General features: G+C 73.5%; 14 protein-coding genes. 6 read left to right on the forward strand and 8 right to left on the reverse strand.

Annotation, left to right across the window (positions count from 1 at the left end; translation table 11 throughout):
* Positions 1-240: 240 nt before the first annotated feature.
* Positions 241-1,428 carry a D-alanyl-D-alanine carboxypeptidase family protein gene (locus ACWF41_RS03495; RefSeq protein WP_380324660.1) on the forward strand — a complete coding sequence of 396 codons (1,188 nt, stop codon included), beginning with the start codon at positions 241-243 and terminating at the stop codon, positions 1,426-1,428.
* A gap of 91 nt (positions 1,429-1,519) precedes the next feature.
* Here ACWF41_RS03495 and ACWF41_RS03500 read toward each other — a convergent pair whose 3' ends face one another.
* Entirely contained in the window at positions 1,520-2,296 is a 777-nt protein-coding gene (locus tag ACWF41_RS03500; protein ID WP_380319114.1) for a hypothetical protein, read from the reverse strand.
* 204 nt (positions 2,297-2,500) lie between these two features.
* On the opposite strand from ACWF41_RS03500, the gene ACWF41_RS03505 reads away from it, so the two are divergent.
* A complete protein-coding gene (locus ACWF41_RS03505; RefSeq protein ID WP_380319112.1) occupies positions 2,501-2,956 on the forward strand; it encodes a nitroreductase/quinone reductase family protein in 456 nt (151 codons plus the stop codon).
* Positions 2,957-2,967: 11 nt separating this feature from the next.
* Here the strand turns inward: ACWF41_RS03505 and ACWF41_RS03510 are convergent, their stop codons facing one another.
* On the reverse strand, positions 2,968-4,134 hold the full coding sequence (locus tag ACWF41_RS03510; RefSeq protein WP_380319109.1) for a trans-sulfuration enzyme family protein: 1,167 nt from the start codon (positions 4,132-4,134) through the stop codon (positions 2,968-2,970).
* Positions 4,131-6,023, reverse strand: a complete 1,893-nt coding sequence (locus tag ACWF41_RS03515) for a glycoside hydrolase family 2 protein (protein WP_380319106.1) — start codon at positions 6,021-6,023, stop codon at positions 4,131-4,133. The genes ACWF41_RS03510 and ACWF41_RS03515 overlap by 4 nt, the downstream gene beginning before the upstream one ends.
* Before the next feature lie 54 nt (positions 6,024-6,077).
* On the opposite strand from ACWF41_RS03515, the gene ACWF41_RS03520 reads away from it, so the two are divergent.
* Entirely contained in the window at positions 6,078-7,109 is a 1,032-nt protein-coding gene (locus ACWF41_RS03520) for a LacI family DNA-binding transcriptional regulator (protein ID WP_380319103.1), read from the forward strand.
* A gap of 47 nt (positions 7,110-7,156) precedes the next feature.
* Here the strand turns inward: ACWF41_RS03520 and ACWF41_RS03525 are convergent, their stop codons facing one another.
* From ACWF41_RS03525 to ACWF41_RS03540, 4 genes are read right to left on the reverse strand one after another with little or no spacing between them, the layout of a single operon-like run.
* Complete coding sequence (locus tag ACWF41_RS03525; RefSeq protein ID WP_380319100.1) at positions 7,157-9,634, reverse strand: glycoside hydrolase family 31 protein; 2,478 nt, start codon at positions 9,632-9,634, stop codon at positions 7,157-7,159.
* A 54-nt stretch (positions 9,635-9,688) separates the two neighbouring features.
* Positions 9,689-10,582 (reverse strand): carbohydrate ABC transporter permease, encoded by an 894-nt coding sequence (locus ACWF41_RS03530; RefSeq protein WP_380319097.1) that lies wholly within the window; start codon positions 10,580-10,582, stop codon positions 9,689-9,691.
* Positions 10,579-11,520, reverse strand: a complete 942-nt coding sequence (locus ACWF41_RS03535) for a carbohydrate ABC transporter permease (protein WP_380319094.1) — start codon at positions 11,518-11,520, stop codon at positions 10,579-10,581. The genes ACWF41_RS03530 and ACWF41_RS03535 overlap by 4 nt, the downstream gene beginning before the upstream one ends.
* Positions 11,517-12,815, reverse strand: a complete 1,299-nt coding sequence (locus ACWF41_RS03540; protein WP_380319091.1) for an ABC transporter substrate-binding protein — start codon at positions 12,813-12,815, stop codon at positions 11,517-11,519. The genes ACWF41_RS03535 and ACWF41_RS03540 overlap by 4 nt, the downstream gene beginning before the upstream one ends.
* A gap of 192 nt (positions 12,816-13,007) precedes the next feature.
* On the opposite strand from ACWF41_RS03540, the gene ACWF41_RS03545 reads away from it, so the two are divergent.
* Positions 13,008-13,562 (forward strand): hypothetical protein, encoded by a 555-nt coding sequence (locus ACWF41_RS03545; RefSeq protein WP_380319088.1) that lies wholly within the window; start codon positions 13,008-13,010, stop codon positions 13,560-13,562.
* Here the strand turns inward: ACWF41_RS03545 and ACWF41_RS03550 are convergent.
* Positions 13,537-13,938, reverse strand: a complete 402-nt coding sequence (locus ACWF41_RS03550) for a hypothetical protein (protein WP_380319085.1) — start codon at positions 13,936-13,938, stop codon at positions 13,537-13,539. The genes ACWF41_RS03545 and ACWF41_RS03550 overlap by 26 nt on opposite strands.
* Positions 13,939-14,110: 172 nt before the next feature.
* On the opposite strand from ACWF41_RS03550, the gene ACWF41_RS03555 reads away from it, so the two are divergent.
* Together ACWF41_RS03555 and ACWF41_RS03560 are read left to right on the forward strand one after the other, a co-directional pair.
* Positions 14,111-15,475 (forward strand): threonine/serine exporter family protein, encoded by a 1,365-nt coding sequence (locus ACWF41_RS03555; protein WP_380319082.1) that lies wholly within the window; start codon positions 14,111-14,113, stop codon positions 15,473-15,475.
* A gap of 72 nt (positions 15,476-15,547) precedes the next feature.
* Complete coding sequence (locus tag ACWF41_RS03560) at positions 15,548-16,213, forward strand: Type 1 glutamine amidotransferase-like domain-containing protein (RefSeq protein ID WP_380319079.1); 666 nt, start codon at positions 15,548-15,550, stop codon at positions 16,211-16,213.
* The last annotated feature ends 23 nt before the right edge of the window (positions 16,214-16,236 follow it).

Here is a 16,236-nt window from a genome sequence, read left to right on the forward strand (position 1 = left end):
CCTTATGGGTCCCCGGCGAACGCAGAGGCGGGTTAGCGCCCGGGTGTCACCCCCCCCCCCGCGGTCGCCCCGGCGGCAGCCCCCCTGCCGTGATCGTTTCGTGACTTATGGCCGTTCGGTGCGATACCTTCTGCCCGGCGGTCCAGGCACTGAGAGAGGTCGCATGACACCCCACGTTCTTCGGGACACCGCACGGCGCGGCGCCCCCGGCTCCACCTGCACCGTCGCACGGTCGGCGCGATGACGACCACGCAGCCCGCCCCCGCCACCGCGCGGACGTACCCCAGCCGGCGCGACCCCGGCCGCGGCGGCCGCCCCCGCCCCGTCGCCACCGAGCGGCCGCACACCCCAGCCCCCCTCGTCGTCGAGCCAGTCCGCGTCGCCGCGCCCGTCCGCGAGGCCCGCATCCCGCGGCCCACGGCACCCGCACAGGCCGCACCCGTCCGCGAGGCCCGCATCCCGTACCCCGCGCAACCCGCCGCACCCGCACAGGCCGCCGCGCCCGTCCGCACGACCGAGCCGGCCCCGGAGCCGCCGCGCGCGTTCCCGCACGCCCACGTCTTCGGCCCGACGCACGTCGCGGCGCCCGGGCGAACCCCGGCGCACGTGCCCAGCCGCGTGTCGGCCCGCAAGCCGCGCAAGGGGCCGAACCGCTGGACGAGCCTCGGCGTCGGCCTCACGGTCGCGGTCGCCACCACGACGACGCTCACCGCCATCGCGCCGCAGGCCGTGGCGCCCGAGGGCGACGACCAGCCGACGACCGGCGCGCTGGAGTCGATCACCGCCGCGGCGCAGGCCGCCGTCGGCGACCGGGACGGTGCGGCTTCCCGCAGCGGAGCCCGCTCGGACGCCAAGGCGGGGGCCAAGGCGGCCGCGAAGGCCAGCACCGTCAGGACGACCGCGGGGGGCGCCGCGCAGATCCGCGTGTCGGACCAGGCGACGATGTCGGTCGAGACGCTCGACGGCGGCGAGATCGAGGCGGCACCGCCGGTCCTGCCCGGGTGCTCGGGCGAGGCGACCGGGCTCGGGAGCAACGGCCTGATCGCGTCGAGCGAGCTCTGCACGCTGTGGGACGGGCACACCCGCATCCGTGCGGACGCGGCCGTCGCGCTCGCCGAGCTCAACGAGGCCTACCGGGCGGTGTGGGGCGAGCCGATGTGCATCACCGACGGCTTCCGCAGCTACTCCCAGCAGGTCGCGACCAAGGCCGCGAAGGGGTATCTCGCGGCGCCCCCCGGCACGTCGAACCACGGCTGGGGCCTCGCCGTCGACATCTGCCCCGAGACCTACGCGGGCTCCCGCTGGGCGTGGCTGGCCGCGAACGCCCCCGCCTTCGGGTGGGACAACCCGGACTGGGCGCGGCCCGGCGGATCCAAGTACGAGCCGTGGCACTGGGAGTTCACGGACGCCGTCGCGCGGATGGGCTGAGCCCTCGCGGACGAGCCGCTGAGGATGCGCGAAGGGCCTCCGGCCCGGGGAAGTCCCCGGGCCGGAGGCCCTTCGCATGCGGTGCGACGCGTCAGATCTTCGGGGTCGCGGTGGTGGTGCCCCCGACGATCTTCGTGGTCGGCGCGACCGAGATGCGGTACTTGTACTTCGTCCCGCTGGTGAACTTGTAGGTGCGGAGCCCGTACTTGTCCAACGTGAGCGTCTTGCGGGTGTGCCAGCCGGTGGCGTTCTTGTACTGGACCTTCACCTTGGCGTACGAGTACGCGTGCCAGCCGGACGGCGTGAACTTCTTCAGGCCGACCTTGACGGTCTTGTGGCTGCCGCTGGACGTCACCCGGATGACGTTGCCGTACTTGAGCTTGCCGTCGATGGCCGAGCGCATCTTGAAGGTGCCGCCGGAGTACGACGCGTCCTTGAACCAGTGGTCCGCCTTCGGGGCGTCGTAGTCGGTGTCGACCACCAGGCGGACGTTCTTGACCTTGAAGTCGCCCCGGCCCCACCAGTTCTTCGCCGTGATGTAGCCGTTCAGGCTCTTGTAGTTCTGCGACGCCACGACGCCGAGCTTCACCTTCGAGGCGACGCGCTGCGAACCCTTGTAGACGTCGGCGTAGACGTCCGCCCACCAGTACTCGCCCCAGGAGCTGACGTCGCCGACCTTCACGGTCGTGCGGACGTTGTAGCCCTTGGTCTTGTAGTTGATCGCGTAGGTGCCGTTGGACGGCGTCACCTTGACGGAGGTCACGTCGATCGCCGGGGCGGTCGCGGCGGTCGCGGGCGCGACGGCGGTGCCGAGCAGCAGCGAGGCCGCCGCCACCGTGGTGACCGCGAGCTTGGACAGAAGGCGCATGGGGACCCTTTCGAGGGGAGAGACGAGCCGCGCGGATCGTATTCGGGCGAGACCGACCCGTGCCCGCCGAAACTGTCCGTGGCCCGAAATTTCACCCGCTCCCGGCTCGCGCGGGGCGGCGCTCCGGCGTGTCCCGGGCGCCGACGGTTCGCCGCGTCTACCGTCGTCGCGACGATCCCCACGTGCGCGACGACGGAGGAACCCATGACGTTCACCCACCCGCAGGGCACCCACGGCGCGCGCCAGCCGCGCGGCCCGCTCCTCGCCTTCATCAACAGGCGGATGGCGAGCCGGATCCGTCGCAAAGGCGGCAGCGCGGCGGGCGGGGACACGATCGTGCTGACCACGATCGGTCGCAAGAGCGGCCAGGAGCGGCCCGTGCCCGTCGCGTCGTTCCCCAGCCCCGACGGCGGCTGGTACGTCGTGGCGTCGGCGGCGGGCGCGGCGAACAACCCCGCCTGGTACCTCAACCTGGCGGCCCACCCCGACGACGTGACCGTCGAGACCGGCGGCGAGAAGGTCGCCGTGTCGGCCGCCGAGCTGCACGGCGAGGAGCGCGCGGCCGCGTGGAAGCTGGTCGTCACGACGGCGCCCGGGTTCGCGGGCTACGCGGACAAGACGGACCGCGAGCTGCCCGTCGTCCACCTCACGCGACGGTGACGCCGGGCGCCTCAGACCACCGCGAGCGCCCGGTCGAGGTCGTCGAGCTGGACGTCGGCGCCCTCGAGCCCGACGGACAGCCGGACCAGGCCGGTCGAGAGCCCGTCGGCCCGCAGCCGGTCGGCGTTGTCCGCCCGCACGGGCGAGCTGACGAGGCTCTCGTAGCCGCCCCAGCTCACGCCGATGCGGAACACCCGCAGCGCGTCGACGAAGCGCTCCACGGAGGCGAACGTCCCGTCCCGCAGCTCGAGGCTGAGCAGCCCGGAGAAGCCCGTGAGCTGGGCGCGCACGACGGCGTCGTCGGGCCCGGGGTCGGCGGAGGGGTGGTGGACGGCGGCCACCGCCGCGTGCCGCTGCAGGTGCTCGACGACGCGCAGCGCGTTGGCCTGGTGCTGCTCCATCCGCACGGGCAGCGTGCGCAGCCCGCGCAGCACGAGCGACGCCTCCATCGCCGACATCACGGCGCCGAAGAGCTGGTGCCCGCGGTAGAAGACCTCGCGGAGCAGCTCGGCCGAGCCGATCACCGCCCCGCCGGTCACGTCGCTGTGCCCGCCCACGTACTTGGTGAGCGAGTGGATCACGAGGTCGACGCCCAGCTCGAGCGGCTTCTGGAACAGCGGCGTGGCCCAGGTGTTGTCGATCGCGGTGCGGATTCCGCGGCGGCGGGCGAGGGCGGTCAGGGCGCGCAGGTCCACGACCCGCATGAGCATCGTGCCCGGGCTCTCCACGTAGACCAGGGCGGTGTTGTCCCGGAGGTGCTCCTCGAGGTCGGCGGCCGGGTCCGTCACGACCGTGTGCTCGACGCCGAACCGCTCCAGGTGTCGGGCGAGCTCGAGCGTGGGGCCGTAGACGTTGTTGACGAACAGCACGTGGTCGCCGGCGCGCAGCAGCCCGCCCAGCACGGCACCGATCGCGCCCATGCCCGAGCCGAAGCACTTGGCCGCCTCGCCGCGCTCCAGGAGGGCGAGCTGCCGCTCGAGGAACGCGACCGTGGGGTTGGTGCCCCGGCTGTAGACGAAGTTCTCGTGCTCGGCCGCCTGCTGGCGCGCGAACTCCGCGAACGTGGGCTTGGTGAACAGGCTCGTCTGGAAGACCGGCGGCGCGACGGCGCCGGTCTCGGCGCCCGGGCCCACCCACGGCCCGGCGCAGATCTCCCGGTCGAGCTGGCCGACCGTCATCGTTCGCCCGTCACTGCGCGGCGGATCCGCTCGACCGGCACCTTGGGCTCGCGGGCCGCGGTGAGCAGGCCGTTGGTCTCCTGCATGGTGTCGGTGAGCTGCGTCCAGCAGGAGCCGGCGAGGAAGCCGCTCGCGCGCACGGCGTCGTACAGCGCCGTGACCCGCGCGACCCAGTCGTCGCCGTCCTGCGCGGCCGTGTACCCCCAGCCGTCGGCGCGCTGGTCCCCGGGCTGGTAGTTGACCCCGCCGAACTCGGTGAGCATGACGGGCTGCCCGGCGTCCGCCCAGCCGCCCACCATCTGGCTGCGCCCCGACGGCGCGATACCGCCCACGACGCGCTCCCGGGCCGCGGCGTCGGCGTACCGCCGAGCGAGGACGGCGCCGTCCCCCTCGTAGTCGTGCACCGTGATGATGTCGGTGTTCTGCTGCTCCCAGCCGTCGTTGGAGATCACCGGCCGCGACGGGTCGAGCGCGCGCGTGAGGTCGGTGAGCGCGCGCGAGTACGCCTGCTGGGCCGGGTCGTCGACGACGTGCTGGATGCCCCACGACTCGTTGAACGGCACCCAGGTGACGATCGACGGGTGCGAGACGTCGCGGTCGACGGCCTCCATCCACTCGCGGGTCAGGCGCTGCACGGCGACGGGCGAGAACTCGTACGCGCCGGGGGTCTCGCCCCACACGAGGATGCCGAGGCGGTCCGCCCAGTACAGGAAGCGCGGGTCCTCGATCTTCTGGTGGATGCGGCACGCGTTGAACCCGAGCTCCTTGATCAGCTCGGCCTCGCGGCGCAGGGCGTCGGCCGACGGCGCGGCGAGGTGGCTCTCGGGCCAGTAGCCCTGGTTGAGCACGGAGCGCACGTCGTAGGGGTAGCCGTTGAGCAGGAACGCGCCGTCGCCCACCCCGAGGCTCCGCACGCCCAGGTAGGACGAGACCGCGTCGAGCATGGCGCCGTCGGCGTCGAGCACGGACACGACGGCGTCGACCAGGCGGGGCTTCTCGGGCGACCAGGTCAGCTCGTCCTCGGCCTGGCCGTTGCGCTGGCGGGCGAGCGGCACGCTGACGTCCACGGCGGACGTCGTGCGGACGGTCGTGACCTCGACGGTGCCGAGGTCCTCGTCCCGCTCGTCGAACCGGAGCGCGACGCGCACACGCGTCCCGGCAGGCACGGGGCCGCGCAGGCGGACGGTGAGGTCGACGGCGGCCGGGCCGACGGGCAGCCAGCGCAGGTGCTCGACGCTCGTGACGGGCACGGCCTCGAGCCACACGGTCTGCCAGATGCCGGTGGTGCGGCGGTACCAGATGGCGTGCGCCTCCTCGTGCCAGTCCTGCTTGCCGCGGGGCTGGGTGAGGTCGTGCGGGTCGTCCTCGGCGCGCACCACGAGCAGGTGCTCGGCGTCGTCGGCGACGTGGGCGGTGACGTCGAGGGTGAACGGGGTGTGGCCGCCCTCGTGCTCGCCGACGAGCGCGCCGTCGACCCACACGGACGCGCGGTGGTCGACGGCGCCGAGGTGCAGCAGCACGCGCGGCGCGGCGGAGGACCTTCCGGCGGCCTCGAGGTCGGCGGGCCGGATCGTGCGCGCGTACCAGACGACGGGGTGGAAGCCGGGCTCGGCGACGCCCGACGCGACCGACTCCGGCGGGAACGGCACGGTGATGTCGCGGCTCTCCCCCAGGCCCGCGGCCCAGCCCGCGGCGAGGCCGGCGTCGGCGTCGTCGTGGCGGAACTCCCACGTGCCGTCGAGCGACGCCCACGCGGCCCGCATCAGCTGCGGCCGCGGGTACGTGCCGTCCTGGCGGGAGGCGAGCGGGAGGTGGTCGGGTGCCTGGCCGGAAGCCTGGTCGGGCGCGTGGCCGGCGCGGGTCGCCGTCGTCGTGGTCGTCGTCGTCACGACCGCGACTATACAGCGCTGTAAAGAAGTCGGGCCGACGCTACGGTGAACCCCGTGAAGAGAGTGACGCTCCAGGACGTCGCGACGCACGCGGGCGTGTCGATGAAGACCGTCTCCAACGTCGTGCGCGACTACCAGCACGTCAGCCCGGCGATGCGCGAGCGGGTCCGCGCCGCCATCGACGAGCTCGGCTACCGGCCCGACGTCCGCGGGCGGAGCCTCGCGACCGGGCGGTCGAGCATGCTCGCCCTCGCCTTCCCCGACCTGCGCTGGCCGTACTTCGCCGAGCTCGCGCACCTGTTCGCGCGCGCCTGCGCCCAGCGGGGCTACCGGCTGCTGCTCGAGGAGACCGGCGGCACCCGCGAGGGCGAGCTCGCCGTGCTGCGCGACCGGGACGCCGGCATCGTCGACGGCATCGTCCTGCACCCGCAGGCGCTCTCCGTCGCCGAGCTGGCCGAGCACGGCCAGGGCACGCCCATGGTTCTGCTCGGCGAGGCACCCCAGGCCCCCGGCGTCGACCAGGTGACCATGGACAACGTCGCGGCCGCCGGCGAGGCCGTCGCCCACCTCGTCCGCTCGGGGCGACGCATCGGCTTCCTCGGCCACGAGACCGACGAGCTGTCGCACACGTCCCGCCTGCGGCTGGAGGGCTACCGCCGGGGGCTCGAGCAGGCCGGGCTCCCGGTGGACGAGGCGCTCCTCGTGCCGCGCCGCACGGGCGACGCGCTCGGCGCCGAGGAGGGCCTGAGCGCCGCGCTCGACCGCGGCCTGCGGGTGGACGCCCTGCTGTGCCGCGACGACCACGCCGCCATCGGCGCGCTGCGCGCTCTGCGCCTGCACGGCCTCGACGTCCCCGGCGACGTCGCCATCGTCGGCTGGGACGCCACGATCCTCACCGCGAGCACCACCCCGAGCATCACCAGCATCGCCCCGGACACGACGGCGCTCGTCGCGCGGACGCTCGACCTCCTCCTGGAGCGGGTCGACGGCACCGACGCCCCCGGCCGGCTCGTCACCGTCGGGCACAGCCTGGTGGTGCGGGAGAGCGCGCCCGCGCCCGTCGGCGCGGCACCCGGCCCTCGCTGAGGCGTACCCCTCCGCGAGGACCGGGCAGTCAGGTCACCGGCGTTCCGTCACACGGCGGCGTCGGTCACCGTCGCGAGGAGCTCGACGACGGCGGCGCGGACGTCGTCGGGCAGGCCCACGCCCTCGAGCTCGGCCAGCCGCTCGACCGTCGGCCGGCCGCTGGTCACGACCTCCCACGCCGCGAGCTTCTCCGGGTTGCCGGCCTGCGCCCGCTCCAGCACCGCAAGCACCGCGTCGGCGGGGTCGACCCCCACCCGCAGCGGCGAGCCCACCCGGACGACGGCGCCCGCGGCGGACGCCGCGGTGAACGTGACGCTCCACCGGCCGTCGGTGCCGACGACGGGCACGGCCGCGCCGTCCACCGTCACCTCCCCGGCGGGCAGGAGGGCGAGGAACGTGACCGTCCACTCGCGCTCGGCGGGCACCACGTCGGCGCGGCCGGCGACGGCACCGACGGTCAGCTCGCGGCGGTCGAGGTCCCAGGTCAGGGCCGTCCGGGCGGCGGGCGCGGAGCCCTCGCCCGGCTCCACGGCGTCGTCCTCGGCGTCCTCGGCCAGGTCCAGGTGCCCGGACGCGCCGGGCGCGACGAGCACCTCGAGGGCCGCCGGGTTGCGGGTCGCGTCCCGCTCGGACGGCGCCGCCAGCGGCAGGATCCCGCCGTCGCGCAGCAGCACCGGCACGGACTCGATCGGCCGGTGCAGGTCGACGTGCCGGTCTCCCCCGTAGACGGCGCCCGTGAAGACGTCCGTCCAGCGGCCGGCCGGCAGCCAGGCCCGGGTCCGGGCGAGCAGCGACTCCCGGCTGCGCGGCGTCACGACTGGCGCGACCAGCAGCTCGGAGCCGAAGGCGTACTCGTTCGGCACCCCGTACGCCTCGTGCCGGCGCGGCTCGAGGTGGTACATCGGCCGCACGAGGGGAGTCCCGGCGGCGGCCGCGTGGTTCATGGTGTGCAGGTAGGGCACCAGGCGGTGGCGCAGGCGCAGCGCGTCGCCCATCGCCTGCCGGTGCTCGGCGGGGAACGCCCACGGCTCCTTGCGGATGAACGGGTTGTTCGCGGAGTGCAGGCGCATGATCGGCGAGAACACGCCGTACTGCACCCATCGCGTCGCGAGCTCGTCGTCGCGCACGCCGCGCGTGTGCCCGCCGATGTCGTGGCTCCACCAGCAGTACCCGATGTTCGACGCGGTCGCGGTGAACTCCGGCTGGAACGCGAGCGACTCCCAGGACACGACGGCGTCGCCGGAGAACCCGACGGCGTACCGGTGGCTGCCCGGCCCCGCGTACCGCGAGAACGTCATGCCCGGGCCGCCGTCGCGCGCGGCGTCGAGGTGGTGGAAGTGGTTGAGCAGCCACAGCGGGTCGACGCCGGGCAGGGACGACGTGCCGCCCTGCTGCCAGTCGATCCACCAGAAGTCCACGCCCTGCTCCTCGAGCGGGCGGTGCAGCAGGTCGAAGTAGGCGCGCAGGAACGCCGGGTCGGTGAGGTCGAACGACACGGGCACCTCGGAGGCCGGGTCGATCCCCATCGCCTCGGCCACCGCGGGGTACGCGTCCTCGAAGGCCCGCACGCCGTCGGCGGGGTGCAGGTTGAGCGTCGTGCGCATGCCGCGCGCGTGCAGCGCGCCGAGGAACGCCTCGGGGTCGGGGAAGAGCGTGGGCTCCCACGAGTACCCGGTCCAGCCGTTGCCGAACCGCTCCGGCACCGACCCCACGCGGTGCCAGTCCATGTCGATGACGGCGACGGAGAACGGGACGTCCTCGTCGTCGAACCGGTCCATCAGCTCCAGGTACGACTCCGCCGAGTACGCGTGGTACCGGCTCCACCAGTTGCCCAGCGCCCAGCGCGGCAGGCGCGTGGGCGCGCCGGACACGGCGTACAGCTCGCGCACGGCGCGGGCGTAGTCGCGGCCGTGGGCGAAGACGTAGAGGTCGCGCCCGCCCTCGGCCCGCGTGCCGATCCAGCCGTCCTCGGTGAACAGGAACGACGCCGAGTCGTCGACGACGCCGATGCCGTTGGGCGACACGACGCCCGGCTCGAGCGGGAGGCGGCCGTCCGCGTCGTCCAGCGTCCGCGCTGTGCCGCCCAGGTCGTGGGTCGGCTCGCCGTAGCGCCACCGGCCCGAGTCCGTGCCGCGCAGCTCCACGACGAGGCCGTGCGCGGACGGCTCCCGGCCGTCGTACCGCAACCAGGCACGCGCGGTCGTGATCTCGACGCCGTCGCCGAACGGGCGGGCGGAGAACTCCGCCTCGCCCAGGTCCCGCCGGACGGCGAACGTCGACGCCCGGTCCTCGACGACGCCGTCGGGCGACCACTCGACGCGGAACAGGCTGTCGGACAGGACGGTGACGCGCCAGCCGGCGCCGCGCACCTCCTGCCCGGCCCGGGCCCGCGGGGCGGACCCGGGCAGCGGCCGGACGGTGGGCAGGGCCGGCGTCGTCCCGACGCCGTCGACGCTGTCGGTCACACTGTCGGTCACACTGTCGGTCAGGCTGTCGGTCAGGCTGTCGGTCACGCTGTCGGTCACGGTGGAGCTCCTCGGGTGGTGCGGTGGTGCGTTCGGGGGATCGTGCCGGTCCGGTCAGCTCTTCACGGCGCCCTGGGTGATGCCGCTGATGACCCACCGCTGGGCGATGAGGTACACGATGATCGTCGGCGCCATCGCCATGAGGTACGACGCGAACGCCACGTTGTAGTTGGTGCCGAACTGGCTCTGGAAGATGTTCTGCACCACGGGCAGCACCTGGAGCGTCGGGTCGGACACGATCATCGACGGCAGCATGAAGTCGTTCCACGACGCGAGGAACGCGAAGATGCCGACCGTGGCGATCATCGGGCCCAGCAGCGGCAGGACGATGCGCCAGAAGACCTGCCACGTCGTCGCGCCGTCGATCCGGGCGCTCTCCTCCAGCTCGACCGGGATCGAGCGCAGGTACGCCGAGAACAGCAGCACGCTGAACGCGAGCTGGAACATGGCGTGCAGGATGGCGACGCCCAGCGGGTTGTCGAGGCCCGTCAGCGCGGTGAGCTTGATCTCCGTCAGCGCGATCACGGGGAACGGCAGGAACATCGACGCGAGCAGGTACACGAACGACCAGCGGAAGAACCGGTGCGACCAGTACCGCACGATCGCGTACGAGGCGAGCGAGCTCAGGAGCAGCGTCAGGGCGACGGTCAGCGCGGCGACGCCCACCGAGATCCCGAACGACACGGGGAAGCGGGTCAGCTGCCACGCCTCGACGAAGCTCTGCGGGTTGAACGGCGCCGGCAGGGCGAAGGCGTTCCCGTCGACGGACTGGCCGCTGGTCTTGAACGCCATCGTGACGGTGACGTACAGCGGGGCGAGCACCGTGAGGGAGCACAGCGCGAGCGCGACGGTGAGCGGCCAGCTCGGGCGGCCGGCGCGCGGCGTCCGGCGACGGTCGCGGCCCGCGGCCGGGGCGCGCCCGGCGAGGGCGGGGGCGGTGGCGGTCACAGGCGGATGTTCCTTCCACGGGAGACGACGAGCTGGAGCACCGAGATGAGCACCGTGATCACGAAGAAGACCGTCGCGTTGGCCATCTGGTAGGCGTAGTCGCCGCCCGTGAAGCCGCCGAAGATCGTCATCGCGACGCTGCTCGTCGCGTTGCCGGGCCCGCCGCCGGTGAGGCCGACGATGATGTCGTAGACGCCGAGGTACCCCTTGATCCCCAGGATCGTGTTGATGAGCACGAAGCCGGCGATCAGCGGGAGGGTGATGGACCGGAACTGGCGCCAGGGCCCGGCGCCGTCCAGCGAGCTCGCCTCGTACAGGTCGCCGGGGATCGACGTCAGCCCGGCCGTGTACACGAGCAGGGCACCCGGGATCGTCTGCCACGCGGACACGACGACGATGGCGAGCCACGCCAGGTCGGGGTTGCCGAGGATGCTCTGGGACAGCGGGTCGAGGCCGACCGCCGTGGCGAACGCCGGCAGGGTGTTCGAGAACAGGTAGTTGAAGACGTAGGCGACGACGATCCCGGAGACCACCATCGGGATCACGAAGATCGCGCGCAGCCCCGCCGCGAAACGGATGCGCTTGGACAGGCCGATGGCGAGGACCAGGGCGATCACCTGCGCCACGACCACCGTCACGAGCGCGAAGCCCAGGGTGAAGCCGTAGGCGCTGCGGATGCCGGGGTCGCCGAGCAGCGCCACGTAGTTGCGCACGCCGAGGAACGACCAGTCACCGAACCCGACGTAGTCGGTGAAGCTGTAGAAGATGCCGACCAGCGCCGGGCCCACCACGAAGACGGTGAACACCAGCAGCGCGGGGACGAGGAACAGGTACGCGATGGCTTCCGGGCGGCCGTGGCGCCGGCGGCGGGCGGTCGCGACGGGCCGCGCCGGGGTCGGCGCGCCCGTGGGCGTCGTGGGGGTCGTCGTGGTGGTCATACCGTGGCCTCCCGGCCCGCGAGACGGCGCCAGTCGGCGTCGAGCTGGTCGAGCATCGCGTCGAAGTTGCCCGACCGGATCGCTTCCTGGAGGTAGTTGCCCAGCGGGATCGAGGTGGGGACGAAGGTGCCGGCACCCTGGTAGAAGGCGGCCGAGTCGACGTACCCCTGCAGCCCGGCGAGCCGCTCGTCCTGCAGCGGCGGGCCGTCCTTCAGGGTGGAGTACGCGAGGTTGTCGGCGTTGTAGCCGTTGAGGATCTCGGGCCGCATGAGGAACTCGACGAGCTCCACGGCCTCGTCGCGGTGCGGGGTGCCGACGGGGATGTAGAGGCAGAGGTCGATGTTGACCCGGGCCTGCCGCTCGTCGGGGTTGTCGCTCACCGGCAGCGCGAACGTGCCGACGTCGAGGTTCTCGTCCACCATCGCGATCTGGCTCAGCGCCCACGGCCCCTGGAGGTACATGGCGGCCTTGCCCCGGCCGAACGCGAGGTTGCCGTCGGCGTAGCCGCGCACCGCGTGGTCCGGGTTGAAGAACGACGAGATCGTCTTGGCGCGCTCCATCGGGACGGCGAGCGTCTTCGCGAACGACACGTCGGAGTCGGGCCCGACGTCCGTACCGAGCTCCTTCATCCGGCCGAAGAACTCGCCCGTGTCGACGAGGCTGCCGACGGAGTAGTCGAACAGGCCCTGCCAGAGCGTCCAGGTGTCGCGGTCGGTCGCGTAGATCGGCGTGATGCCGGCCTTCTGCAGCTCCGTGCAGACGTCCACGAACTGGGTCCACGTGGTCGGCACGGGCAGGTCGTGCTCGGCGAAGATCGCCTTGTTGTAGATGACGCCGGCGGCCGCGAGGGAGTACGGCAGCACGCTGGTGCGCCCCGCGTACGTCGCGTACTGGTCGGTGAGCCCGCTGATGTCGGTCCGCACCGTCGACGCGGACGGCAGGCCGGACAGGTCGCTCATCTGGCCGCGCGAGATGTACCGCGCGAGCTCCAGGTTGTCGTTGAAGCACCCGACGTCGCCCGGCTCGCCGCGCACGAACTGCGGCGCGATGGCGGTGGTCGAGTCGTGCACGACCCGGATCCCCGGCTGCTCCTTCTCGAAGCGCCGCAGCAGGTCGTCGAAGTAGGCGATGACCTCCTGCTTCTGCTCGTAGAAGGTGATCTCCGTGCGCTTCCCTGCACCGCCCGGTGCGGCGCACGCCGCCAGCGGGACGGCCGCGAGCATGCCCGCGGCTCCCGCCAGGAACGAGCGCCGGCTCACCCTCCTCGGAGGGCCGGCAGTCGTCTTCGATCCCACGTGACGTCTCCTTCGACCACGATCACACCCCGTCTCGGCGACGGGCCGCCCTGAACATACAGCGCTGTAAATTTCGGCGTCAAACGTCCCGGCGAGACCGCGCCGCCGCCTGGGCGCGGCTCCCGCGGCGGGATATCGTGGCCCGGCGGCGCGGCGGGTGCGGGCCGCCCACCGACACGTGAGGGGACGCCGATGGGACGTCGAGGCCGGCTCGTGGCGACGCTCGTCGCGGCGGCCGCCGTCGTGCCGCTGACGGCGTGCTCCCCCGACGAGGCGATGCCGGTGTGCGGGCTGCTCGACGAGGACGTGGTGCGGACCGTCACCGGCGACCTCACCACCACGGCGTTCGGCGCGGCCTCGGACGAGGCCGGCCGCGAGGTCGCGCTCGACCCCGTCCGGCGGCAGGGCAACGGCGTCGACTGCACGATCAGCAACGGCAGCGAGCAGCTCCTCACCGTCTTCGCGATGGACGTGTCCCACGACGCCGAGCGCGACGAGATGCGGTCCGAGTTCGCCGAGGCGGCCGAGGGCTCGGAGCACTGCGCGGCCGTCGACTCGCCCGCCGGGTACGTGTGCCGGGACGTCGACGACAGCGGCGAGACGTACGCCGCCTTCCTGTTCGACGACCGGTGGGTGCGCGTGACCGCCCGCTACCGCGACGACGACGAGCCGCCGAGCGCCGACGTCGTCCTCGGCGTGGCCCGGAACGTCGACGCGACCATCACGGCGTACGACGCGGCACGCTGACCTCGGGCGCCGCGCGGGACCACGCGGTGACGAGCTGCGCCACCCAGGCCAGGGCGAGGAGCGCCAGGCCGGTCACAGCCGCCCAGGACGTCGAGCGCCCGACCGCGAACGCCAGGAGGAACGCGGCGCCGCCCGCCCACACGGCGAAGGTCGCGCCCGCGAACGGCGCGGTCGCCGGCGGCTCCGCGCGACGCCGGGCCACGGCGGAGCGCAGCGCGACGGGCACGGCGAGGAGCAGCCCGAGGGGCACCGCGACCAGGGTCGCCCCGGCGGTCAGCCAGGAGTCCTCGGCGAGCAGCGACGCCAGCACCAGGGCCACCGGCACCACGACGCACGCCGCCCAGCGCCCCGCCCAGGCCACCCGTCGTGCGTCCACGCCGTCCCCGCCCCTCGTCGTACGGATCCCGAGGAACACGGTAGCCGGGGCCGGGACCGTGCCCCTGGTCCACGACGACATCCGGCGCGGCCCGGTCCGGTGGTCGCACCCGCGCGCCGGCCCTAGTGTGGCGAGCGCGATCCAGGTGGCACCCGGGAGAGGGCGAGGCGCGGTGACCGGTCACGACGAGGAGGCCCCGGAGACGAGCGGGGCAGCCGCGCACCGGTTCCCCCGCCTCCACCTCGGGCGGTTCTCCCTGCGGCGCCGGTCCCTCGAGACGGAGCCCGTGGTGGACGCCGCGTCCGAGCGGCTGCAGGAGTTCCTCGTCGCCCTCGGGGGCGCACTGCTCACGGTCGGGACCGCGGCCACCGACATCCAGCACACGCTCAAGCGCGTCGCCGTCGCGCTGGGCTCGCCGCAGACCGCACTCTTCGTGTTCCCCACGCTCATCCTCATCCGGATGCCGGGCGACACCGAGACCCGGTTCGACGTCGCGGAGTCGGCCGGCGGCGAGGTCCGCTTCGACCGCGCCGCGCAGCTCTACGCCGTCGTCGACGACGCCGTCGCCGGCCGGATCGACGCGTCCGAGGGCGTCGACCGGCTCCGGGCGGTCAAGGACGCGCGGCCGCGCTTCCCGACGTGGGTCCGCACGGCGGGGCACGGCCTGGCCGCCGCGGGGCTCGGCCTCGTGCTCCTCGGCGGCAACCCCGTCAGCGTGCTGTACGCGCTGGTGCTGGGCGCGCTCGTGGGCGCCGTGAAGCTGGTCGTGCGCCCGGGGACGTACGCGGCCACGCTGCTGCCCGTGGTCACCGCGTTCGTGCTGGCCCTGCTCGTGTTCGGGCTCGCGTCGACGGCCGTCGTGAGCGAACCGCTCCAGGTGCTGGTGCCGCCCCTGGTCACCCTGCTGCCCGGGGCCGCCCTCACCACGGGGGTGCAGGAGCTCGCCGCGGGCGACATGGTGGCCGGCGCCAGCCGACTCGTGTCCGGGATGGCCCAGCTGCTGTTCCTCGCGTTCGGCATCCTGGGGGCGCTGGCGATCACCGCCGTGCCCAGCTCGGCCGCGCTGGCCTCCTCCCCGACCACGCTCGGGGCGTTCCAGCCGTGGATCGGCGTGCTGCTCTTCTCGGTCGGCATCTTCCTGTACCACTGCGGTCCGCCGCGCTCGTTCCCCTTCCTCACCCTGGTGCTGCTCGTGGCCTACGGCGGCCAGGTGGCCGGCGCCGCCGTGGCGAACGGCGTGTTCAGCGCCTTCCTCGGCGCCGCGGCGCTGACCCTCTGCGCGTACCTCGTCCAGACCGTCAAGGGAGCACCTCCCGCCGTCGTGTGCTTCCTGCCCGCGTTCTGGCTGCTCGTGCCCGGAGCCAGCGGGCTGATCGGGCTCACCCAGTCCGCGAGCGGCGCCCCCGTCGCGACGACGAGCCTGACCACCATCGCGGGGTCGATCGTCGCCATCGCGCTGGGTGTCCTCGTCGGCACCGCGCTGTACCGGCAGATCTACACGGTGGCTCCCGCCCGGTGGCGGCTGCGCCCCACCTGAGGCCGCGGCGATGAGTCCGCCGACCTTGCGACGTCTACCGTCCGTCCACCCCGACACTCCCCGGGAGGCATCGTGCGGCTCCTCCTCACCTCCGCCGGCGTACGGAACGCGACCATCCACGACGCGCTGCTGCGGCTCCTGGGCCGGCCGGTCGCCGACTGCACCGCGATGTGCATCCCGACCGCCCTGTACGGGCACCCCGCCGTCGGCCCGGGCCCCCACGTGCGGGGCTTCGTCTCCGGCACCACCGATGACATGACCGGGCTGGGGTGGCGGTCCGTGGGCGTGCTCGAGCTGACCGCCCTGCCCTCCATCGACGCCGACCTGTGGGTGCCCCGCGTCCGGGACGCCGACGTCCTGCTCGTGGCGGGCGGCGACGCCCTCTACCTGCACCACTGGATGCGGGAGTCCGGGTTCGCGGACCTCGTGCCGCAGCTGACGGACACCGTCTACGTGGGGATGAGCGCCGGCAGCATGGTGACGACGCCGCGCATCGGGGAGTACTTCGTCGAGTGGATCCCGCCGTCGCGGGACGACGCCACGCTCGGCCTCGTCGACTTCTCGATCTTCCCGCACCTCGACCACCCGATGCTGCCGGACAACACCCTCGCCGCAGCCCGCAGGTGGGCGGCCGGGCTCGGCAACGCCGCCTACGCCGTCGACGACGACACCGCCATCACCGTCGTCGACGGCGAGGTCGAGGTCGTCTCCGAAGGGCACTGGGAGCGCCTCGCCTGACTCTCGTGGGCCGGTGCGCGGAC

The organism is Isoptericola sp. NPDC055063 (assembly GCF_053608125.1).